Annotated in this window: 19 protein-coding genes and 1 pseudogene; 12 read left to right on the forward strand and 8 right to left on the reverse strand. The window is 68.4% G+C overall.

Translation table 11 applies throughout. The annotated features are described in order from the left end of the window. Positions 1 to 27: 27 nt before the first annotated feature. Genes YS110_22185 through YS110_22215 form a run of 7 tightly spaced genes read left to right on the forward strand, consistent with a single transcriptional unit; the run spans position 28 to position 7,161 of the window. On the forward strand, positions 28 to 3,483 hold the full coding sequence (locus YS110_22185) for an RHS repeat protein (protein UJB67271.1): 3,456 nt from the start codon (positions 28 to 30) through the stop codon (positions 3,481 to 3,483). A gap of 35 nt (positions 3,484 to 3,518) precedes the next feature. After that, the gene (locus YS110_22190; GenBank protein ID UJB67272.1) at positions 3,519 to 4,196 is read left to right on the forward strand and encodes an IPTL-CTERM sorting domain-containing protein; all 678 of its coding nucleotides are present in this window, start codon (positions 3,519 to 3,521) and stop codon (positions 4,194 to 4,196) included. A 30-nt stretch (positions 4,197 to 4,226) separates the two neighbouring features. Continuing rightward, on the forward strand, positions 4,227 to 5,207 hold the full coding sequence (locus YS110_22195) for an RHS domain-containing protein (GenBank protein ID UJB67273.1): 981 nt from the start codon (positions 4,227 to 4,229) through the stop codon (positions 5,205 to 5,207). Positions 5,208 to 5,209: 2 nt separating this feature from the next. After that, the gene (locus YS110_22200; protein ID UJB67274.1) at positions 5,210 to 5,503 is read left to right on the forward strand and encodes a hypothetical protein; all 294 of its coding nucleotides are present in this window, start codon (positions 5,210 to 5,212) and stop codon (positions 5,501 to 5,503) included. A gap of 17 nt (positions 5,504 to 5,520) precedes the next feature. Next, complete coding sequence (locus tag YS110_22205; protein ID UJB67275.1) at positions 5,521 to 5,883, forward strand: IPTL-CTERM sorting domain-containing protein; 363 nt, start codon at positions 5,521 to 5,523, stop codon at positions 5,881 to 5,883. 30 nt (positions 5,884 to 5,913) lie between these two features. Beyond that, a complete protein-coding gene (locus tag YS110_22210) occupies positions 5,914 to 6,891 on the forward strand; it encodes an RHS domain-containing protein (protein UJB67276.1) in 978 nt (325 codons plus the stop codon). After that, the gene (locus YS110_22215) at positions 6,892 to 7,161 is read left to right on the forward strand and encodes a hypothetical protein (GenBank protein ID UJB67277.1); all 270 of its coding nucleotides are present in this window, start codon (positions 6,892 to 6,894) and stop codon (positions 7,159 to 7,161) included. It begins immediately after the preceding gene. A 300-nt stretch (positions 7,162 to 7,461) separates the two neighbouring features. On the opposite strand, the gene YS110_22220 is transcribed toward YS110_22215, so the two are convergent. Together YS110_22220 and YS110_22225 are read right to left on the reverse strand one after the other, a co-directional pair. Then, positions 7,462 to 8,553, reverse strand: coding sequence for an IS5 family transposase (locus YS110_22220; protein ID UJB67566.1), 1,092 nt, complete (start codon positions 8,551 to 8,553; stop codon positions 7,462 to 7,464). 191 nt (positions 8,554 to 8,744) lie between these two features. Then, positions 8,745 to 9,693 (reverse strand): annotated as a pseudogene (locus tag YS110_22225) (transposase). Between the two features lie 316 nt (positions 9,694 to 10,009). Between YS110_22225 and YS110_22230 the strand changes: the two are divergent. Continuing rightward, entirely contained in the window at positions 10,010 to 11,899 is a 1,890-nt protein-coding gene (locus tag YS110_22230; GenBank protein ID UJB67278.1) for a DUF3592 domain-containing protein, read from the forward strand. Between the two features lie 57 nt (positions 11,900 to 11,956). Here YS110_22230 and YS110_22235 read toward each other — a convergent pair whose 3' ends face one another. From YS110_22235 to cadA, 6 genes are all read right to left on the reverse strand, one after another. Further along, positions 11,957 to 12,955 carry a P1 family peptidase gene (locus YS110_22235; protein ID UJB67279.1) on the reverse strand — a complete coding sequence of 333 codons (999 nt, stop codon included), beginning with the start codon at positions 12,953 to 12,955 and terminating at the stop codon, positions 11,957 to 11,959. 161 nt (positions 12,956 to 13,116) lie between these two features. After that, complete coding sequence (locus YS110_22240) at positions 13,117 to 13,596, reverse strand: DUF411 domain-containing protein (protein UJB67567.1); 480 nt, start codon at positions 13,594 to 13,596, stop codon at positions 13,117 to 13,119. A 20-nt stretch (positions 13,597 to 13,616) separates the two neighbouring features. Next, the gene (locus YS110_22245) at positions 13,617 to 14,126 is read right to left on the reverse strand and encodes a cupredoxin family protein (protein ID UJB67280.1); all 510 of its coding nucleotides are present in this window, start codon (positions 14,124 to 14,126) and stop codon (positions 13,617 to 13,619) included. 86 nt (positions 14,127 to 14,212) lie between these two features. Next, entirely contained in the window at positions 14,213 to 14,548 is a 336-nt protein-coding gene (locus YS110_22250) for a hypothetical protein (protein UJB67281.1), read from the reverse strand. Between the two features lie 204 nt (positions 14,549 to 14,752). Continuing rightward, positions 14,753 to 15,385: a YitT family protein gene (locus YS110_22255; GenBank protein ID UJB67282.1), complete on the reverse strand. Its 633-nt coding sequence runs from the start codon at positions 15,383 to 15,385 to the stop codon at positions 14,753 to 14,755. Positions 15,386 to 15,520: 135 nt separating this feature from the next. Next, on the reverse strand, positions 15,521 to 17,545 hold the full coding sequence (cadA, locus tag YS110_22260; GenBank protein UJB67283.1) for a cadmium-translocating P-type ATPase: 2,025 nt from the start codon (positions 17,543 to 17,545) through the stop codon (positions 15,521 to 15,523). 40 nt (positions 17,546 to 17,585) lie between these two features. Here cadA and YS110_22265 point away from each other — a divergent pair, with 40 nt between their 5' ends. The 4 genes from YS110_22265 to YS110_22280 all read left to right on the forward strand — a co-directional run bounded on the left by YS110_22265 (position 17,586) and on the right by YS110_22280 (position 20,574). Then, positions 17,586 to 18,044, forward strand: a complete 459-nt coding sequence (locus YS110_22265; GenBank protein ID UJB67284.1) for a MerR family transcriptional regulator — start codon at positions 17,586 to 17,588, stop codon at positions 18,042 to 18,044. Between the two features lie 87 nt (positions 18,045 to 18,131). After that, a complete protein-coding gene (locus YS110_22270) occupies positions 18,132 to 18,923 on the forward strand; it encodes an ABC transporter permease (GenBank protein UJB67285.1) in 792 nt (263 codons plus the stop codon). Beyond that, positions 18,920 to 19,900, forward strand: coding sequence for an MCE family protein (locus YS110_22275; protein ID UJB67286.1), 981 nt, complete (start codon positions 18,920 to 18,922; stop codon positions 19,898 to 19,900). Before YS110_22270 ends, YS110_22275 begins: the two co-directional genes overlap by 4 nt. Further along, on the forward strand, positions 19,897 to 20,574 hold the full coding sequence (locus YS110_22280) for a hypothetical protein (GenBank protein ID UJB67287.1): 678 nt from the start codon (positions 19,897 to 19,899) through the stop codon (positions 20,572 to 20,574). Before YS110_22275 ends, YS110_22280 begins: the two co-directional genes overlap by 4 nt. The last annotated feature ends 62 nt before the right edge of the window (positions 20,575 to 20,636 follow it).

The following is a 20,636-nucleotide window of genomic DNA, read 5'->3' on the forward strand; positions in this document are numbered from 1 at the left end:
TATTTCCAGCAAAAAGGCCTGCCCACCGTGCAAGGGGCTGAAGCGCAGTCGGCCCATGAGGTAATCAATACCTTCAGCGGCACACTGCAGTATTACTTCACCGATCTGCGCATTCCTGGCAACGGCGGCATGGATTTGGTGATTCAGCGCGCCTATAGCAGCATCGATGATCCACTCACCACCCCCGCAACCTGGAGCACCTACGAATACAGCCCGGTGGGCCTGGGCTGGACGCTGCACATGGGCAGGGTGATCCGCGGTGCCAGCAAGGCAATCTGTTCTGCCTCCTGGGCGACGGCTTCAGCCAACCCCGTGCTCGAACTGCCCGACGGCAGCAGGCATATTCTGTACGAGCACGACGACGGCGGCTCCACCACCACCTGGCTCACCAAGGATTTCTGGCGCGCCAAGTGCGTGAGCGGCTACCTGCACGTGAAGTCGCCCGATGGCACCACCTACGAGATGGCGGGCATCGGCCACACATTCGGCGAACCCGGCAGCATGCAGCGCGCCTTCTATGCCACGCGCATCATCGATCGCAATGGCAACTGGTTCAACCTGACCTACAAGTTCCTGCCCTACGGCAATTACACGCTCGACAAGATCACCACCAGCGACGGCCGTTCGGTGACCTTTGGCTACAGCGGCTCTACGCTCTCCAGCATTACCGACGACATGACCGGCCGTGTCTGGCAGTACACGGTCGGCAGCGCCATTGCGGGGCATCCGTTTCTCACGAAGGTGCAGCGGCCCGATGGTCTGTCTTGGAACTATGCGTACCGTTCGGCATCGCCTGGCCTGGGCTCGATGAGCCGCATCGAATACCCCAGCGGCGGCAGCATTGACTACACCTATGGCGATGTCAATTTCAAGGCCGGTACGCCGCGCACCGGCAACAGCACCGTGGTGGTGGGCAAAACGGCTAAAACCAACACGCCTGATGCTCAAACAGGCACATGGACCTGGGCCTATGAGGTGGCCACGGACGAATTGCCCTGGACGCTCAGCGGCAGCACGTACAGCTACTCCTACACCGTTCCGCCACCGGTTCGCTCGCAGGTGAACGTGACGACCGTGACCGACCCGCTGGGCAAGACCAAGGAGCATTTCCATCTGGGCCTGCATTCCGTGCGCGTTTCTGCACCCACCGATGTGGGGCGGCTGATCGGGACGGTCAGCGAAGATGAAAACCTGCTGCTCGGCTATACGGATTTTCCGATCTCCACCCAGCAGGATGTGGTGTCGTTCATGTTTTCGAGCAGCTACCGCTACCCGGAGACAACCTTCACCAGCCAGCAAATCCACGCTCGCCCGGGTGAGACATTCTCCGTCGTCAAGTCGGGCTACGACAGCTATGGCAACCCATCGCTGATCACCGAGACGGGCACCAACAACGACGACCGCACCTACACCCGGCAAACCAGCCTGACCTACGCCGTCAATACCGGCAAGTGGCTGCTGCGCCAAGTGAGTGGTTCAACCGTCACGGTGGATGCCCAAACCCATGCCACCTCGCGCGTGTTCGATACCAACGGCAACGTGCTCTCTCAGACCGTCGCAGGCGTGCCCACCACATTTACCTACCACGGCACGGGCGACGTGAACACCAAGACCAATGCCAAGGGCCAGGTCACGACGCTGGATAGCTACATGCGCGGCACCGCCCGCACCGAGGCCCAGCCGGAGAGCGTGTCCATCGCACGCACGGTGGATGCCGCAGGCAACGTCACCTCCGTCACCAACGGCCGGGGCAAGACCACCAGCTACGCCTACGACTCGTTGAATCGCATTACCGCCATCACCCCGCCCGCGGGCAACCCCGTGTCGGTCACCTGGAACCCCACGTCCCGCGTGGTGCAGCGCGGCGGCATGACTGACACGTCAACGCTTGACGGCCTGGGCCGCCAGTTGCGGCGCGAAGTCAGCGCGCTGGGCGAAACACCGGTGTGGGTCAACTCCAGCTACGACATGCTGGGGCGGCGCCTGTACCAGTCCTACCCCAACAGCACCAAGGGCACCGGATTCCGCTACGACACGCTGGGCCGCGTGATCCAGACACTGCACGGCAACCCGGCTGGCACCAACAGCGCCAACCTGATCGAGCGGGCCTCCTACGACAGTCTGCAGGTGCTGCGCTACGACACCACGAACCGCGCCTCGCTGGTTTGGTACCGGGCCTTCGGCAACCCCGACGAACAGCAGCCCCTGCGCTCTGTCGCCGGTGAAATCACCAGCGCCGGCCTGTATACAGACTACGACGTGAGCACGACCCGTGACCTGCTGGGCCAGCCCACCACCGTCACCATGGGCGGCAAGACGCGCACCTATGGCTATGACAGCCGCTACTACCTGACCTCGCGCATCGACCCCGAGACAGGTACGACAACCTTCGGGCGTGACGCATTGGGCAACATGACCAGCAAGGGTATCAGCGGACAGCCTGCCACCAGCTTCACCTACGACGCCCGCAACCGCCTGACAACGGTCACCTATCCGGCCTCTGAAAACCCCAGCGTCGCCAAGGCCCCCGACGTCACCCGCACCTACAACGGCAATGACCTGGTGACAGGCATCACCAGCGGCAGCGGCGCAGGCAGCGTGGTGCGCAGCTTCAGCTACGACGATGGCGACAAGCTCACGCAGGAAACACTGGCCATCACGGGCAGCGGTGTGGCGAGCCAGAACGTGGCCTATGGCTACAACACCAATGAGGCCCTGTCCACCATCACCTATCCCTCGGGCCTGCTGGTGCAGTACCACCCGGATGCGTTTGGCCGGGCGCGCAAAGTGCTGCCCTATGTGCATGAAGTGAACTACCACCCCAACGGCATGCCCAGCGAGCTGCACTATGCCAACGGCGTGGTCACCTCCATGGGCCTCAATGACCGCCAGTGGCCATCCACGCTGCAAGTGTCGCGCTCGGGCACCGGCATCGTGCACAGCACCTACAGCTACGACCCGATCGGCAACGTCACCGACATTGAAGACGCAGTGGATGACCTCTATGCCCGCTACTACCAATACGACAGCCTGAACCGGATCGTGGTGGATGCCGACGTGGCTGGCTGGCGCGAGTACTACTACGACGCCACGGGCAACCTGACCTACGTGCAGCAGCCTTCCTCCCTGCGCGCCTATGCCTATGCGTCCGGCACGGGCCTGCTCTCGGGCGTGACGGGCGGCGGCGTGGGCCGGGCCTACCTGTACGACTCCGCAGGCAACGTCCGCGATGACGGCGCCTGGACATTCGGCCACGACCGCGCCAACAACCTGCGCTGCGTTGCCTGCAGCGCGGCCACTCCCACACAGCACGCCTACGACGGCGACAACCTGCGCGTGCAGACCAGCAAAGGCGCAAGCACCACCCAGTACCTGCACAGCAAGCAAGGCCTGCTACTGCAAACCCTGGTGCCCGGCGTGGAGCGCAAGGAACACATCTATCTGGGCCGCCGCCAAGTGGCGCAGCGCCACGTTGTCGAATGACCGCAGGTCGAGCAAACGCACAGGAAGGACGAACCATGAACAAGCACGTGAACCCTCACCGCAGCCTGCGCCTGCACACCTTGACCTCGGCCCGCATGTGGTTGCCCCAGGCAGGGCTGCTGCTGGCCCTGGGCACGCTGCCCATGCTGGCCACGGCGCAGGGCCAGGCCAGCGTCATGCGGCCTCCCGCGCACCCAGCCGCCAAGGAGTCGCCCCAGGAACCCAATCAGCTGCTGCAGATCCCCAAGGCCCAAACCGGCAAGGCCATGGCGCCGGTCATGAGCGGAGGCGGCTGCGAGGTAGTGCTGCCTGAAGCCGCCGCAGACCGTGCCAGCGTCGCGCGGGGCGGCGCAGGCTGCACGCAAGGCCCAGGCGCACGGCCTGCGCCATCGCCCTTGTCCGAACAGCCCGGCACCCCCTCCACGGGGCGGCCCGGCGCGGGGCGCGGCGGCAACCTGCAGAACCTGGCCCTGCTCGACCGCGGCGAAGCCGCGCAGGTTCCTGCGGCGGTACTGGCCCAGCGCAAGGCCGATCAGGAGCGAACCACCGTGCTGGCCAGCTACAGCCCACCCCAGCTGCATCAGCAGACCGCCGTGCAGCCCAAGGCGGCAGGCGATGCGGTCGGCATCCCCACGCTCTCGCAATGGGGCCTGGTGATCCTGGCCTCCCTCGTAGGGGCCGCATCCCTGCGCGCCACCAGCAAGCGCGGCTGAGCCGCACAACCCACTGAACAGGGAGGCTTCATGAACTCGCACAGCAAACGACAAGCAGGCCGCACAGGGTCCTGGCTGCAGGCCCTGATGGCACTGATCCTGGGCGCCATGCTGCTGGCGGCGGGCCCGGCCCGTGCAGCGACGGAAACCATCACCTACATCCACGGTGACATCAGCGGCAGCCCGCTGGCCGCCACCAACGCCACCGGGGCGGTGGTGTGGAAGGAAAGCTACCGCGCCTACGGCGAGCGCTGGGTGAACGACCCCGGCAGCGCGCAGCAATCGCAATGGTTCCACGGCAAGGAGCAAGACGCGGCCACGGGGCTGCAGTACTTCGGCGCGCGGTACTACGACTCGGCCGTGGGGCGGTTCCTGGGTATCGACCCGGTGGACTACCAGGACGGGAACCTGCACAGCTTCAACCGGTATGCGTATGGGAACAACAATCCGGTGAGGTATGCGGATCCTGACGGCAATCAGTCCTATGAGCAAAGGACGATGATACTTGCCGACAACCAAGGCAATATTGGACCACGTACAGTTAACATGGTGCCGGGATTTCAGCCGCCTACAGAAACGGGGGCGCTTGCTGTCAATGCACTTAGTTTGGCTGCAGGAGCCCCCGGACTGAAATCCTTGGTAAGTCTAGGTGTTGGAGTCCTGAGAGGGGATGCCACAGCGGGAATGACGACGCTCTATCGCGCTGTAGGCCCTGCAGAGCTGGCAAGTATTAATAAAACGGGGGGGTTTACAAATATTTCTGGTATTGAGGGTAAATATTTTACGACATCGGCAGCTGAGGCGTCAGCTTATGCAAAACAGGCTGTCAAGGCATTTGGGGATGCTCCGTACACCACAGTTGGAACTCAAGTGTCAAAAAATTCTTTAAATGGAATTTCGCCCGTATCGGTTGATGGTGGAATTCCTGCATGGGTTCTTCCCTCGGATCGTCTAAAAGGACTGGTGCCGAATGTTATGGATCATAGCGTCTTGCCACCTAGGGGTTTCTAACAATGCAGCCCGATATTATTATTAATGTGCGTTTTATTCCAAAATCTGAAGGCGGACGTGATGGGGCCGTTCAGGGCGAGACTTACTCATGCCCTTTGTTTGTAAACGGTGATGGTTTTGATTGCCGATTACTTCTGAATGGCCGATGCCTTGAGTTGGGTGAGTTTTATGAAGTGCCGGTGAAGTTTTTGTATCGTGATAAAGCCATGCCAAACATGAAGCCCGGTCTCAAAATTTTTTTGTGGGAGGGTAGGAGTGTAGCCCAAGGGATTATCACGGAGGTTTTAAATAAATAAGGCCGCACCCAGCCAACATGGAGTCGGCGAAGCAGCCCTATCAGCTACTGCACATTCCCAAGGCCCAAACCGGCAAGGCCATGGTGTCGGTTATGAGCGGAGGCGGCTGCGAGCGCGGGGCGCCGCGGCACCTGGCCCTGCTCGACCGCGGCGAAGCCGCGCAGGTTCCTGCGGCGGTACTGGCCCAGCGCAAGGCTGACCAGGAGCGAACCACCGTGCTGGCCAGCTACAGCCCACCCCAGCCGCATCCGCAGACCGCCGTGCAGCCCAAGGCGGCAGGCGACGCGGTCGGCATCCCCACGCTCTCGCAATGGGGCCTGGTGATCCTGGCCTCCCTCGTAGGGGCTGCATCCCTGCGCGCCACCAGCAAGCGCGGCTGAGCCGCACAACCCACTGAACAGGGAGGCTTCATGAACTCGCACAGCAAACGACAAGCAGGCCGCACAGGGCCCTGGCTGCAGGCCCTGATGGCACTGATCCTGGGCGCCATGCTGCTGGCGGCGGGCCCGGCCCGCGCAGCGACGGAAACCATCACCTACATCCACGGCGACATCAGCGGCAGCCCGCTGGCGGCCACCAGCAGCACCGGCGCGGTGGTGTGGAAGGAAAGCTACCGCGCCTACGGCGAGCGCTGGGTGAACGACCCCGGCAGCGCGCAGCAATCGCAATGGTTCCACGGCAAGGAGCAAGACGCGGCCACGGGGCTGCAGTACTTCGGCGCGCGGTACTACGACTCGGCCGTGGGGCGGTTCCTGGGTATCGACCCGGTGGACTACCAGGACGGGAACCTGCACAGCTTCAACCGGTATGCGTATGGGAACAACAACCCGGTGAGGTATGTTGACCCTAACGGGCAGTGGGCGGAGGATGCTCTCCTGGCTTTGCCAGGGATGGTGGTGGGCTCATACAGTTTGGTGGATAACATCAAACAGGGCAATTGGACTGCTGCCACGGTCGATCTAGGAGGCTTGATTGCTGACGGTGTTGCCTTGGCCTTGCCGGGAGTGCCGGGGGGTGCGGGGCTGGCGATTAAGGCGGCAAGAGAGGGAATGGACGTTGCGGCAAAGGGCGCAGCGCAGAGTTCAAAGCAGGCTGCTGATTTGTCGAGTCACCTCGGGTACGCTGAGAAGTACGGTGCGGACGGGGTCAAGCAACTCGAAAACGGGCGCTTCCGTTATTACGGTGAGGTGCAACCTGCCAACAAGGCTGGTGAAATGGCTGGTCGCCGGTATGTTCATGAATTCAATCCCGCATCGGGTGGCTCGCGCGGTTGGCATGAAACCGTTGACCATGCTGGTACTGTTCGTCAGGTTCGTCCGGAGTTGAACAACGGCACCAAAACGCACTATCGCTTTGACAGCAATGGCAACTACGTCGGGAGTTGGTAAGTGGAAATCGACCTTGAATCTGTGCGTGGTGTCTTTCGTGAGGTGCTTGCTGGTCGGATGACGAGAGAAGCGGCTGATCGCTGGGCCTATGGGCTCGTGCAGCAGTCAGAAACGGGCTCTTTGATCTTCGTTCCGGAGTCGGAAAAAAAACGCATTTGGGACGGAATCATGTACCTCTATGGCGTTGACTCGATGGAGGAGCCTGGGGAGTACCTGCATACCGATGAGGGCATCCGGGCGGCCATGCAATCCAAGGTTGGTGGGAGCTGAGTTTGATTGCCTCGAATGAACAAAGGCCGCTGACCGCGGGCTCTTCGTCGTTTTGCATGGAACTTGACTTCACACCCGCCGCACGACAAGGCGCAGGCGGTACGCTGCGGGCGGTGTTGTAGCGAGGTGACGTGAAATGGCGGGACTGGAAGTCCAAGGGGAGCCTCTCGGGAACCTCTCACAACCCCATGATTGACGGATCCGAATAGGCACGATTGGACGCCAGCCGTTTTGAATGCGCGATGAGGCCTTACGGCGGTCTGCACCTCGTGCATTGAAGGGCCTTGCAGCCCCGATGGCTCAGGCTTTCGCTGTGTGCGGACGCACCTGTGCCTTGCAGGTGCCGGGTTGGGGCTTGAAGAACGCATCCACTCCCCGATGCAGGAACGACGCCAGGCGCTTCATGTTGTAGCAGGCAGCCATCATCGTCATCGCCACCGTGGCGCGCGCCTGCCCGATCGTGCGCACGAACTTGCCGCCCATGTGCCGGATGCCGGCAAACGCATGTTCGACCCGGGCACGCTTGCTGGCAATGCGCTGGTTGCGCCGCTTCTGGCACTCGCTCAGGGGCTGGCCCGGCTGGGCCCTGCGCTGCATCGCATCCACGAATCCCAGCACTTTCAGCATCTGGCGCCTTTGGCGGCTCGGGTAGGCCTTGTCCGCATGCACTGCCCGCCCGGTGTTGTGCATGTCCAGCACCTCATCGAAGTGGTGTCCGTCGTGCTCGCTGGCCGTGCCCGTGGCGATGCGGCGGATGAAGCCGTGCTTGAGGTCCACGCTCACGCTGAGCTTGTGGCCGAAGTAGCTCTTGCCGTGCTTTTTCGTGTGTGTGGCATCCACATCCCTTTGCCGGCGCTCGGCCTCACTCCAATCGGGCGTTCTGCCTTCGGCCAGGGCCTCGCGCTCCGGCCTGTCCAGGCGCTGGCGCGGCGCGGGCACCAGCGTCGCATCGATGGCTTGTCCGCCCCGGGCCATGTAGCCATGGCGGTGCAGTTGCGCATCCACTCCCTGGAACAGCACCGTGGCCCCATCCACGCCCAGCCGCTCGCCGAAGCGCCAGATCGTGTTGCGGTCCGGCACGTTCATCGCATCCTGCAGCAGGCAAAAGCGCTGGTAGCTCGCCCGATCCAGCAACTGGTACTCCATCTGCTCATCGGACAGGTTGTACAGCCGCTTCAAGACCAGGATGCGCACCATCACCTCGGTGGGATAGGCCGGCCGGCCACCCCGGCGGCCATCGCCACGCTCGATCAAGGCATCCACCAGCCCGGCCAGGGCTCCGAAGTCGATGTGCCGCGCGATCACCTGCAGCGGATCGCCCACCTCGTCCCTCTTGTGCTGGCGCGAGGCCTCGGCGAACAGGTCGAACTTCAGCGCGCTGCGGGGTGTGATCATGGCAAGGGGCGGGTCAGGCTTCTCGGGTCAGGAAGAGAGCGGTTGGGTTTTGAGAGGTTCCCTCTCATAACCCCTGATCCAGGCAGAACATCAAAGCCATCCGCGCATATTCCCGAGCCTTGAGTGCGCGGTAGCGCTTGCTCAAGGGGCCGAGCCCCGTGCCCCCGGGGCCTGGCGGCCCCAGCGGCTCATGCTTTCGCTGTGTGCGGACGCACCTGTGCCTTGCAGGTGCCGGGTTGGGGCTTGAAGAACGCATCCACTCCCCGATGCAGGAACGAGGCCAGGCGCTTCATGTTGTAGCAGGCAGCCATCATCGTCATCGCCACCGTGGCGCGCGCCTGCCCGATCGTGCGCACGAACTTGCCGCCCATGTGCCGGATGCCGGCAAACGTATGTTCGACCCGGGCACGCTTGCTGGCAATGCGCTGGTTGCGCCGCTTCTGGCACTCGCTCAGGGGCTGGCCCGGCTGGGCCCGGCGCTGCATCGCGTCCACGAAGCCCAGCACTTGCAGCATCTGCCGGCGCTGCCGGCTCGCGTAGGCCTTGTCCGTGTGCACGCTGCGCCCGGTGTTGTGCATGTCCAGCACCTCGTCGAAGTGGTGTCCGTCGTGCTCGCTGGCCGTGCCCGTGGCGATGCGGCGGATGAAGCCGTGCTTGAGATCCACGCTCACGCTGAGCTTGTAGCCGAAGTAGCTTTTGCCGTGCTTTTTCGTGTGTGTGGCATCCACATCCCTTTGCCGACGCTCGGCCTCACTCCAATCGGGCGTTCTGCCTTCGGCCAGGGCCTCGCGCGCCGAAGCGCCAGATCGTGTTGCGGTCCGGCACGTTCATCGCATCCTGCAGCAGGCAAAAGCGCTGGTAGCTCGCCCGATCCAGCAACTGGTACTCCATCTGCTCATCGGACAGGTTGTACAGCCGCTTCAAGACCAGGATGCGCACCATCACTTCGGTGGGGTAGGCGGGCCGCCCGCCCTTGCGGCCATCGCCGCGCTCGATCAAGGCATCCACCAGCTCGGCCAGGGCTCCGAAGTCGATGTGCCGCGCGATCACCTGCAGCGGATCGCCCACCTCGTCCCTCTTGTGCTGGCGCGAGGCCTCGGCGAACAGGTCAAACTTCAGCGCGCTGCGGGGTGTGATCATGGCAAAGGAGGGGGCAGGCGTTCTCGATCAACAAGGGATCGGAGAGGTTTTGAGAGGTTCCCCTGAGTCACACGTTCTCGTCACATCCCCCGCATGATCAGCCCTTGCAGTGCCCTGAAGTTTGACCTGTTCGCCGAGGCCGCGCGCAAGCGCAAGATCGACGAAGCGGGAGACCCGCTGCAGACCATCGCCAGCACATCGACTTCGCCGCATGGCGCGGCGAGCGCGGTGCTGGCGGATGGCTGTCACGCATTTGTCATGATTTCGTCACTATGCTGGCGCGCAGAACAACAAGAGCAGGAGGGTGCGCAGCATGGCAGCAGGAAACCCGTGGCTGGGGCGCGTGGCGTTGCTGGTGTTCAGCGCTGTTTTCGCCATCGCCTTCGGCCTGACCGGCTATTGGGCCGGGCTCAAGCCCCTGGCCGACACCTTGCACGCCGCATGGACGGTGCGCGGCTGGCAGCCGGTGCCCGCCCAGGTGCTCGACGTGCAGTTGCAGCGGCACGCCAGCAGCGAAGGCGGCGCCACCTACCAGGTGCAGGCGCGCTACCGCTACACAGTGGCCGGGCATGCCTACGAAGGCCAGCGCGTCGGGCTGGACCCGCATGCCAAGGCCGACAACCTGGGCGACTGGCAGCAGCGCTGGCACCGCACCCTGCAGCAGGCGCAGCAGCAGGGCACGCCTATCACCGTCTGGGTGAACCCCAGGGTGCCAGCGCAGGCGCTGATCGATCCGGACATCCGCTGGCGCCTGCAGATTTTCCGTATTCCGTTCGCGCTGGTGTTCAGCGGCGTGGGCTTGGCGGCGGCGTGGGTGTTCGGCTGGACGCTGCTCGGCCCGCGCGCGCCTGCGGTCGATGCGCCGCCGCGCCACTCGCTGGCCAAGGGGCGGTGGCTGCTGTGGTTCTTCACCCTGTTCTGGTGCGGCGTGGCCTTCCCCATGGCTGCGCTGATGTGGACGGACCGGAACACCCCGCCGTGGGCCAAGGGGTTCATCGGCATCTTCGTGGCGGTCGGCGTGGGGCTGGCCTATGCCGCTTTGCACCAGAGCCGCAAGGCCTGGCGCTACCAGGGGCTGGCGATGTCTGCGCAGCCGCCGCAGCCCTGCCCGGGGCAGCCGGTGCAGGCCACGCTGCACTTGCCCGCGCGCGCCGTGCAGCAGGCCGGTGCGCACGGCCTGCGGCTGCGGGTGGCGCAGTACCGGGTGGACGAAGCCAGCTCCGGCTCGCCCGAGCGCCAGGTGGAGGTGCTGGACGCCGGCACGCACCAGCAGCCCGCCGCCGATGGCGGCATGCGTCTGACCGCACGCTTCACGCTGCCCGGCGACGCGCCGGCCCATGGCGGCCAGCGCAGCGGCGAGCGCGTGGACTGGCGGCTGGAGCTGGTGCGCGCCGACGGCACGCTGGAGCTGGCCTACGACCTGCCGGTGCAGGCCGTGGCCCCGCCCTGGACGGGCACTGACCGCTTCGACGCGCGCGTCGATTGGAAGGCGGAGGCGCCCGTCGTTCCTCTGGATAGTGGCGTGGTGCGCCTGCCTCCCGGCGTGCGCGTGGCCGAAAGCCCCGGCGCATGGGCGCTGGAGTTCGACCAGGCCGCTTGGCGCTGGGTGGCGGTGCTGGCGCTGGCCCTGCTCGCGGCCGAGTGGTGGACCAACGGCCGCATCCAGGCCACCGGGCTGGTGCCGCCGCGCGGCTTCTGGGGCCGGGCGGCGCTGCTGGCGCTGCCGCTGTTCGCGCTGCACGCGGCCACCCGGCGCTGGACGCTGCAGGTGCGCGACGATGGCCTGCGCGTGTGGCACCGCTCGTGGCTGTGGTCGCGTGTGCTGCTGCTACCCGGGGATGCCAGCCAGGCCCTGGTGCACAAGCTGCTGTTCGCCACCGGCAGCGGCGCGGCGCGGCAGCGCTACCACGCAGTGCACGCGCGCGATGCTGCTGGCGTGCTGCAGCGCATCACCCCGGCGCTGCACGGGGCCGAGGCCGCCGAGGCGGCCGGGCAGGCAGTGGCCCGTGCCTGGGCCGACCGGCGTGGGCGTTTCACGCCCGGCGCGCAGCGGGCGCGGGCCACCGCGCATTCGCGCCCCGCGCTGGGCGGCCTGGTGCTGCTGGCGGCGCTGGCCTGGTGGCTGGCGGGGCCGGGGGACGTGCGCAAGGCCACCGCGCCGCAGCGCCCGCCCGCCAGCGCGGCGGTGGAGCAGATTCCATGAAATCAGGCGCCAGCCCTTGCAGGGCAAGCGTTGGCAGCTATGGTTTTTGCAACGCGCCTAGCCCGCGCACCCGGGCAGGTGCAACCCTTCGGCCGTGGTGATGCTGCGCGCCGCCAGCGCCGCGCGCACGGTGGCGCGGGCCACGGCCTCGGCGGCCATGGTGGCCAGCACCACCAGGTCGGGCGTGCGCCCGGCGGCGCCGGTGGCCAGGGCGAACAGCGTGTCGCCGTCCATCTGCGTGTGCACCGGGTTGATGGCGCGCGCCAGCCCGTCGTGCCCCACCACGGCCAGGCGCTGCGCCTGCGGCTTGGTCAGCACGGCGTCGGTGGCGATGATGCCGATGGTGGTGTTGCTGCCGCCCAGCAGCGCGCCGGGCAGCTCGCCGCGCAGCAGGGCGCGGCGCATGTCGCGCAGCTGCGCGCCGTCTTCGGTGCGCGCGCCGGCCAGCGGGCGGCCGGTGTCCGGGTCCACCACGTCGCCCACGGCGTTGCAGGCGACGAGCGCGCCCACGGTGATGCCGTCCACGCGTACCGAGGCGGTGCCGATGCCGCTCTTCATCGCGTACTGCATGCCGAACAGCTTGCCCACCGTGGCGCCCGTGCCCGCGCCCACGCTGCCCTCGGCCGGGTGCGTGCGCGTGGCGGCGGCGCAGGCGGCGTAGCCCGCCGCGGCGTCGGGGCGCACGCGCGCGTCGCCCACGTGCAGGTCGAACAGCACGGCGGCCGGCACCAGCGGCAGGCGGCCCACGCCGATGTCGAAGCCCACGCCTTGCTCCTCCAGCCAGCGCGCGGCGCCGCTGGCGGCGTCCAGCCCCCAGGCGCTGCCGCCCGAAAGCACGACGGCATGCACGCGCTCGACGAAGTTGGATGGGTGCAGCAGCTCGGTCTCGCGCGTGCCGGGGGCGGCGCCGCGCACGTCCACGCCGCCCACGGCGCCTTCGCGCGCGATGACCACGCTGCAGCCCGTGGGGCGGCGGGTTTCGGTGTAGTGGCCGACTTCGATGCCGGCCACGTCGGTGATGGCGCCTTGCGCGCCTTGCAGGCGGGTGTGGTTCATGGCGCCGATTATGGGTGCGCAGCCAGCGGCCTACGCAACCGGCACGGCCCAGGCGCGGGCAGCAAGCCAAGGGCCGCCCCGCAGCGGGGGCTGCGTCCCCCTGCCCGCCACGCGCAGCGTGGCGAGAGCGGGGGGACGCGGCGCAGCCGCTCAGGGGGGTGTCACCGATAACTCGTGAAGACGCGCGTGGACACGTCGCTGTTCAACAGGTTCCTGGTCACCAGCAGCACGTCGTACGGGTCTTTGCGGCCGTTGTAGGCCGGGCCATCCATGCCGGGGCTGCCCACGGGCATGCCGGGCACGGCCAGGCCCAGGGCCTTGGGCTTTTCGGCCAGCAGCTTCTTCACGTCGGCGGCCGGCACGTGGCCTTCGATCAGGTAGCCGCCGGCGAGCGCGGTGTGGCATGACCCGAGGCGTTCGGGCAGGCCCAGGCGCGCGCGCACGGCAGCGTTGCCGCTCTCGTGCACGGTCACGCGAAAGCCTTCGGCCTGCATGTGCGCGATCCAGTCGGCGCAGCAGCCGCATTGCGGGTCTTTCCAGACCTCGACGGCGGTGTCCGGGCGCGCGGCCCAGAGCTGCGGCGCGGCCAGCGCGGCGCAGGCGGCGGCCAGCCACTGGCGGCGGCGCAGGGGGGCGTGCATGGCGGTCATGGATGTTCCTTTCACGGCTTGACGGTGATGGTGCCCTTCATGCCGGCCTCGAAGTGCCCGGCCACCAGGCAGGCAAAGTCGAATTCGCCAGCCCGGTTGAACTGCCACACCAGCTCGCCTTTCTGCCCCGGCGCCACGTGCGCCATGTGCGGGGCATCGTGGGCCATGCCGGGGTGCTGCTGCATCATCTGGGCGTGCTCGGACAGCGAGCCGGGCGTGCCCAGCACGATCTCGTGCATCACCTGGCCCTGGTTCTGCACGCGCAGCCGCAGGGTTTCGCCCTGCTTCACGGTGAGGTGGCTGGGCGCAAAGCGCATGTCGTCCCCCATGCGCAGCGTGATGGTGCGCTGCACCTTGCGCGCGTCGCCCGCGATGCCGAAGGGCGTTTGCTCCGCCGGGGCCGTGGCTGCTGCGTTGCCGTGGTGGGCATGGGCGTCCGGGTGGGTCGCGCCTTCATGGGAAAAGACGGCGCCAGCGCTTGCCAGCAAAGCGCTGGCAGCTATGAATTTGATAGTTTTCATGAAAGGAATACGAAAAGTCTGACGGCATGCGGCCACCGCCGCGGGCGGGCTGCATGGTACGGAAGGAGGCCTGTGGAGCGCGCGGCTCAGGCGATGGGCGGCTTGAGAGCGAGCGCCTGCGGCGCGCTGGCGAAGGCCGCGCCGGGCCAGGCGCGCGGCGGCGCGGCGGCCACGGGGCCGGCCTGTGCCGCCAGGCCGGGCAGGAACAGCGCCGTGTGGCAGATGTCGCAGGCCGCGCAGGGCGTGGCGGCGCTGTCGTCCTGGGGCGTGCTGGCGTCGTGGCAGTGCGCGTGCCCGTCCACGCTGGCGGCGTGCGGCACGGGCGCGGGCGGCGGCGCGCTCTCCATGGCCATGGCGCTGCCCAGCAGGCCGCGCAGGGCCAGCAGCAGTGCCATGAGGAGAACGAGCAGACCGCGGGGCATGTCAGGGCAGAGGCGGCAGCGTGGCGCGAAGTTCCCGCGGTGCCAAGTCAGTTTTCCATGGCGCTGCGCACGAAACCGGCGCGGCCCAAGCGTGGGCAGCCGCGCAAGGGCCGCCCCGCTGCGCTGGCTGCGTCCCCCTCCCTTAGCGCGAAGCGCGTAGAGAGAGGGGGAAGGCGCCGAAGGCGACTCAGGGGGTGTTTCACTTCATGCCGCCATGTAGCGGCCAGGGCGGTGGTTCATGGCCAGCACCAGGTTCAGCGCCACGGCACCGGCCACCGACCACAGCACGCGCTGCGGCTCCACCGTGACCAGCGCCGCCAGCACGATGCAGCAGTCCACCGCCATCTGCACCTTGCCGGCGCGCCAGCCGTAGCGGTCCTGCAGGTACAGCGCCAGGATGCCCACGCCGCCCAGGCTGCAGCGGTGGCGGAACAGCACCAGAAAGCCGATGCCCATGATGAGTCCGCCGGTGATGGCGGCATACGCTGGGTGCAGCTGGCTGATCTGCAGGAACTGGCTTTGCAGCCCGACCAGCGCTGACAGCAGCGCCACCGCCGTGAAGGTCTTGAGCGTGAAGCCCGTGCCCAGCTTGCGCAGCGCCAGCCAGTAGAAGGGCAGGTTGAGCACGAAGAACAGCTTGCCGAAGCCGATTCCCGTGGCGTAGTGCAGCACGAAGGCCAGTCCGGTCATGCCGCCCGTCAGCAGCCCCGCGCTGGCGATGAAGGCCACGCCCACCGACACCAGGGTCACGCCGGTGAGGATGGCCACCGCGTCCTCGGTGCGGGAGTGGGGCTGGGCGGCGGGGAACGTGGCGGACTGGGCGGTGGTGCTGGTCATGGCGCGGGGGGGGCGGAATCGGCGCGGATTACACCACCGCGCCGCGCGTTGCGTCAATTTATCTGCGCAATACGGCTTTCATATTGCATGGAAGATGCGGGATATGGTGTTTTGCGCAGGTTTCATGTCCTTCTTTCAGATCCCTTTCCACCAGCGCAGCCGCATGCCGTTGGCCACCACCAGCAGGCTCACGCCCATGTCGGCCGCCACGGCCATCCACATGCTGGCCTGGCCCGTGAGCGCCAGGGCGAAGAACACGGCCTTGACGCCCAGTGCCAGCGCGATGTTTTGCCACAGCACGGCATGCGCGTGGCGCGACAGGCGCACCGTGCCGGGGATGCGGCGCAGGTCGTCGTTCATCAGCACCACGGCGGCGGTTTCCATGGCCATGCCGGTGCTGTGCGCGCCGCCCATGGCAAAGCCCACGTCGGCGCGCGCCAGCGCCGGAGCGTCGTTGATGCCGTCGCCCGTCATGCCGGTGGGGCCGTGCTCGCGCTGCAGCGCGGCCAGGGCGTCGAGCTTGTCCTGCGGCAGCAGGCTGCCGCGCGCGTCGGCGATGCCGGCCTCGGCCGCCACGGCGGCCACGGTGGCGGCGTTGTCGCCGCTCAGCACCACGGGCCGCACGCCCAGGGCCTGCAATTGCGCCACGGCTTCGCCGGCGTGCGCGCGCAGCGGGTCGGCCACGGCGAACAGGGCCAGCACGGCGCTGTCGCTGGCCAGCAGGGTGACGGTGCGGCCCTGCTGCTCGTGCGCCCGCAGCGCGGCTTCCAGCGCGGGGGTGAGCAGCTGCATCTCGCGCACCAGGCGCAGGTTGCCCAGCACGTGGCGCTGGCCGTCCACGTGCCCTTCCACGCCCCGGCCGGGCAGGGCGCGCAGGTCTTGCACCGTGTTGGCGGGCGGGGCTTCGGCGGCCAGCCCGCTGGCAATGGCGCGCGAGACCGGGTGGTCCGAGCGGCTGGCGAGCTGCCAGGCCAGGGTGGCGGCCTGCGCGGGCGCCGTGCTGTCCAGGGCTTGCCAGTCCACCAGGGTGGGGTTGCCGGTGGTCAGCGTGCCGGTCTTGTCCAGGGCGATGACGCGCAGGCCGCGCGCCGCCTCGAGCGCGCTGCCGCCCTTGATGAGCACGCCGCGCCGCGCCGCCGCCGTGAGCGCGCTGACCACGGTGACGGGGGTGGAGATCACCAGCGCGCACGGGCAGGCAATCACCAGCAGCGCCAGCGCCTGGTAGGCCGCCTGGGCCCAGCTCCAGCCCAGCACGGCGGGCGCCAGCAGCGCCAGCAGCACCGCCAGCACGAAGACGATGGGCGTGTAGACGGCGGCGAAGCGGTCCACGAAGCGCTGCGTGGGCGCGCGCGAGGCCTGGGCCTGCTCCACCGCATGCACGATGCGCGCCAGCAGCGTGCCGCTGGCCGGGGCCGTGACCTGCATGAACAGCTCGCCGTGCTGGTTCACGCTGCCGGCGTACAGCGCGTCGCCGGGGGTCTTGTCGGCGAGCTGGCTCTCGCCCGTGATGGGGGCCTGGTTCACGGCGCTCTCGCCGCGCGTGACGGTGCCGTCCAGCGGCACGCGCGCGCCCGGGGCGATGCGCAGCGTGGCGCCCAGCGGTACCTGGGCGGCGTTCTGGCGCGCTGTGCTGCCGTCGGGCTGCAGCACCTCGGCGGTCTCGGGTGCCAGGTCGAGCAGGCTGCGGATGGCGTGGCGCGCGCGCTCCATGGCGCCGTCCTCGATGCGCTCGGCCGCCACGTACAGCGCCATCACCATGGCCGCCTCGGGCCACTGGCCGATCAGGAAGGCGCCGGTCACGGCCACGGCCATCAGCGCGTGGATGCCCAGGCGCAGCCGCGCCAGGTCCTTCAGGCCCGAGCGGTACACGCCCAGGCCGGCCAGGGCGATGGCGGCCACGGCCAGCAGCATGCCCGGCACCTCGTGCTGCGCCCAGTGCGCGGCTTCGGCGCCAGCGGCGAACAGCAGGGCCGCGGCGATGCGCGGCCAGCCGGGCAGGGCGCCGTGGTCGTGCGGGTCGCTGCTGCAGCCGCAGCAGGCGCCGGCACCCGGCGCAGGGCTGCAGGCGCTTGCGGCCGGCGCCGCCGCGCCCTGCGCGTGGCTGCCGTGGTCATGACCATGGTCATGGGCGAGATGGGAGGAGGGCTTCGCTTGGTTCATGCCATCATTGGAAAGCTGAAAGTTACTTCAAGGTCAAGCCATGTCAGACACGCTGCACTGCCGCATCGGCGAGGCCGCCAGGCGCTCGGGCGTTTCGGCGGCCAATATCCGCTATTACGAGAAGGAGGGCCTGCTGGCCCCGCAGGGCCGCAGCGACAACAGCTACCGCTTCTACGGCGAGGCCGACCTGCACCGGCTGCGCTTCATCCGCCTGTGCCGCGCCATGGACATGTCGCTGGACGAAGTGCGCACGCTGCTGGCGCTCGACGGCACCTGCCTGGCCGACGGCCACGTGGCCTGCGCCACGCTGGACGAGCACCTGGCGCACGTGCGCACGCGCCTGGACGAACTGCGTGTGCTGGAGCAGGAGCTGTGCCTGCTGCGCAGCCGCTGCGATGGCGTGCAGGCGCAGTGCCAGGTGATCGACGCGCTGCACGCGCGCGCCGAGGCGCAAGACTGGGCGCCGCAGCGCAATGCGCCCGCGCACCGGCATGTGTAGCCACCGGTGCGACTACTGATTTGATAGCTTCCAGCGCTTGACAGCATTGCCCTGGAGGCATTTTTCACCCTGAACTATGATGGCCGCATGAACACCCTGCAAACCCTGGAGGACGGCCCCGCCCGCCTGTGGCGCCTGGCGCAGCGCCGCGCGCTGGGCTGGGCGCGCATCGTCTACCTGGGCGCGGTGGTGCTGGTGCTGCTGCTCTCGCCCTCCACCTACCGTGGCGCGGCGCGCACGCGCCTGGCGCACCACATGGTGCGCGCCACGCTGCCGGTGCTGCCGGGCTTCACGGCGCTGGCGGCGCTGGTCAGCCTGTCGATCACGCGCATCGTCGTCGTCACGGCGCAGAGCTACGGCCTGTCGCGCTACGCGCTGGAGATGGTGGTGCGCGTGCTGGTGCTGGAGCTGATACCGCTCACCGCCGCGCTGTTCGTGGCGCTGCGCTGCAGCATCCCCCAGGGGCTGGAGCTGGCGCGGCTGCGCGCCGCCGGCCACCTGGACCGGCTGCGCCGCCAGGGTGCCGACCCGGTGCGCATGGAGCTGCTGCCGCGCGTGCTGGCCGGGGCCTACGCGGGCATCACGCTGGCGGCGCTGTCGTGCGTGGTGGCGCTGGCCATGGCCTACCTGGGCGTGTACGGCAGCAGCCTGGCCGGGCTGCCCGGCTACACGCGCATGTTCGGCCAGGTCTTCACGCCCGCGTTCACGCTGGTGTTCGTGCTCAAGACGCTGTTTTCCAGCCTGGCCGTAGCGCTCATTCCCACCGCCTCGGCCCTGCACCCGGGGCCGGGCATGACGGAGCTGGGGGGGCTCGCGCGCATGTTCGCGCTGCTGCTGCTGATCGAACTCGTCTCGCTCATGGGGAACTACTACGGATGACCGACCCTTCTACCGACGGCCTCGAAGGCATCCAGCGGCCCGTGGCGCACCTGCGCGCCAAGGCCGCCGCGCTGCTGCTGTTCACGCTGGCGCTGATCGCCGGCTCGGCCCTGTACCTGCTGCACGCGCGCGGCGTGTTCGAGCCCACGCAGCAGCTGGTGCTGGTGGCCGACGACTCCGAAGGCGTGGCCGTGGGCATGGACATGACGTTCTCGGGCTTTCCCATCGGCCGCGTGCGCCATATCGGCCTGGCGCCCGACGGCAACGTGCACATCACCGTGGACGTGGCGCAGCGCGACGCGCACTGGCTGCGCACATCGAGCGTGTTCACGCTGGTGCGCGGCCTGGTGGGCGGCACCGCCATCAAGGCCTACAGCGGCATCCTCGACGACCCGCTGCTGCCCGATGGCGCCATGCGCCCGGTGCTGCGCGGCGATGCCACGGCCGAGATCCCCCAGATCATGGCCACGGCGCGCGAGCTGCTGGGCAACCTGCGCGCGCTCACCGCGCAGGACTCGGCCCTGGCCGCCACCGCCGCCAATGCCCAGGCGCTCACCGAACGCCTGCAGGGCCCCGGCGGGGCGCTGGGCCTGCTCATGGGCAACGAGCGCGACGCGCGCAAGGTGCTGGCCACGCTGGAGCGCACCAACGCGCTGCTGGCGCGCCTGGACGGCATGGCCGCCAAGGCCGACACCCAGGTGTTCGGCGCGCAGGGCCTGCTGCCCGAGGCGCAGGCGGCCGTGGCGCAACTGGGCGGCCTGCTGCAGGACACGCGCGCCAGCCTGCGCAAGGCCGATGCCGTGCTGGCCGAGGCCCAGGCCGTGGGTGCCAACGTGCGCGCCGCCAGCACCGACCTGGGCGCGCTGCGCGCCGAGGTCGAGGCCAACCTGCGCAAGATCGACGCGCTGCTGAACCAGGTGAACCGCACCTGGCCCTTCGCCCGCGACCCCAAGGACCTGGAGCTGACCCTGCCATGACCCAGCGCGCCCCCTTGCTCCCCCTGCTGCTGTGCGCGGCGCTGGCAGCCTGCGCCAGCCGTCCGCCCGTGCCCGACTGGCAAGGCAGCGCCCAGGGCGCCGCGCAGCGCGCCACCGCCGCCTACCTGGCGGGCGAGGACCGCGTGGCCCAGGCCGAATGGACGCGCGCCCGCGCCGAGGTGGCGCGCACCGGGCGCCCGGACCTGCTCGCGCGCCTGGCGCTGATGGACTGCGCCGCCCAGGTGGCCAGCCTGGCCCTGCAGCCCCCGGTGTGCGAGCGCTTCGAGGCCCTGCGTGCCGACGCACCCGCGCCCGAGCGCGCCTACGCCGCCTACCTGGCGGGCCGCGCCAGCGCGCAGGACGCGGCCCTGCTGCCCGAGGCGCACCGCCAGGCGCTTGCCGCCACGGGCGACCCCGCTACCGTGCCGTCAGCGCTGGCGGCCATGGCCGACCCGCTGGCCCGCCTGGTGGCAGCGGGCGCCCTGCTGCAGGCCGGGCGCGCCAGCCCGGCGGTGATGGCGCTGGCCGCCGACACCGCCTCCGCCCAGGGCTGGCGCCGGCCGCTGCTGGCCTGGCTGCTGGCGCGCGCGCAGCGCGCCGAGCAGGCGGGGAACGTGGAGGAGGCCGCCGCGCTGCGGCGGCGCGTGGCGGTGGTCGAGTCCGGGGGGCGGTAAACCCTATTTCAAAAAAGATAGCTGCTTGCGCTTGCTGGCCAAGGGCTGGAGGCCGATTTTCC

Source organism: Acidovorax sp. YS12 (assembly GCA_021496925.1).
GTDB lineage: Bacteria > Pseudomonadota > Gammaproteobacteria > Burkholderiales > Burkholderiaceae_C > Paenacidovorax.

Excerpts from the sequence above, each read along its gene's own strand:
- YS110_22190 (UJB67272.1), top strand. The coding sequence starts at position 3,519 with ATGAACAAGCACGTGAACCCTCACCGCAGCCTGCGCCTGCACACCTTG.
- YS110_22195 (UJB67273.1), top strand. The coding sequence starts at position 4,227 with ATGAACTCGCACAGCAAACGACAAGCAGGCCGCACAGGGTCCTGGCTG.
- YS110_22200 (UJB67274.1), top strand. The coding sequence starts at position 5,210 with ATGCAGCCCGATATTATTATTAATGTGCGTTTTATTCCAAAATCTGAA.
- YS110_22205 (UJB67275.1), top strand. The coding sequence starts at position 5,521 with ATGGAGTCGGCGAAGCAGCCCTATCAGCTACTGCACATTCCCAAGGCC.
- YS110_22210 (UJB67276.1), top strand. The coding sequence starts at position 5,914 with ATGAACTCGCACAGCAAACGACAAGCAGGCCGCACAGGGCCCTGGCTG.
- YS110_22230 (UJB67278.1), top strand. The coding sequence starts at position 10,010 with ATGGCAGCAGGAAACCCGTGGCTGGGGCGCGTGGCGTTGCTGGTGTTC.
- YS110_22235 (UJB67279.1), bottom strand. The coding sequence starts at position 12,955 with ATGAACCACACCCGCCTGCAAGGCGCGCAAGGCGCCATCACCGACGTG.
- YS110_22240 (UJB67567.1), bottom strand. The coding sequence starts at position 13,596 with ATGCACGCCCCCCTGCGCCGCCGCCAGTGGCTGGCCGCCGCCTGCGCC.
- YS110_22245 (UJB67280.1), bottom strand. The coding sequence starts at position 14,126 with ATGAAAACTATCAAATTCATAGCTGCCAGCGCTTTGCTGGCAAGCGCT.
- YS110_22250 (UJB67281.1), bottom strand. The coding sequence starts at position 14,548 with ATGCCCCGCGGTCTGCTCGTTCTCCTCATGGCACTGCTGCTGGCCCTG.
- YS110_22255 (UJB67282.1), bottom strand. The coding sequence starts at position 15,385 with ATGACCAGCACCACCGCCCAGTCCGCCACGTTCCCCGCCGCCCAGCCC.
- cadA (UJB67283.1), bottom strand. The coding sequence starts at position 17,545 with ATGAACCAAGCGAAGCCCTCCTCCCATCTCGCCCATGACCATGGTCAT.
- YS110_22265 (UJB67284.1), top strand. The coding sequence starts at position 17,586 with ATGTCAGACACGCTGCACTGCCGCATCGGCGAGGCCGCCAGGCGCTCG.
- YS110_22270 (UJB67285.1), top strand. The coding sequence starts at position 18,132 with ATGAACACCCTGCAAACCCTGGAGGACGGCCCCGCCCGCCTGTGGCGC.
- YS110_22275 (UJB67286.1), top strand. The coding sequence starts at position 18,920 with ATGACCGACCCTTCTACCGACGGCCTCGAAGGCATCCAGCGGCCCGTG.
- YS110_22280 (UJB67287.1), top strand. The coding sequence starts at position 19,897 with ATGACCCAGCGCGCCCCCTTGCTCCCCCTGCTGCTGTGCGCGGCGCTG.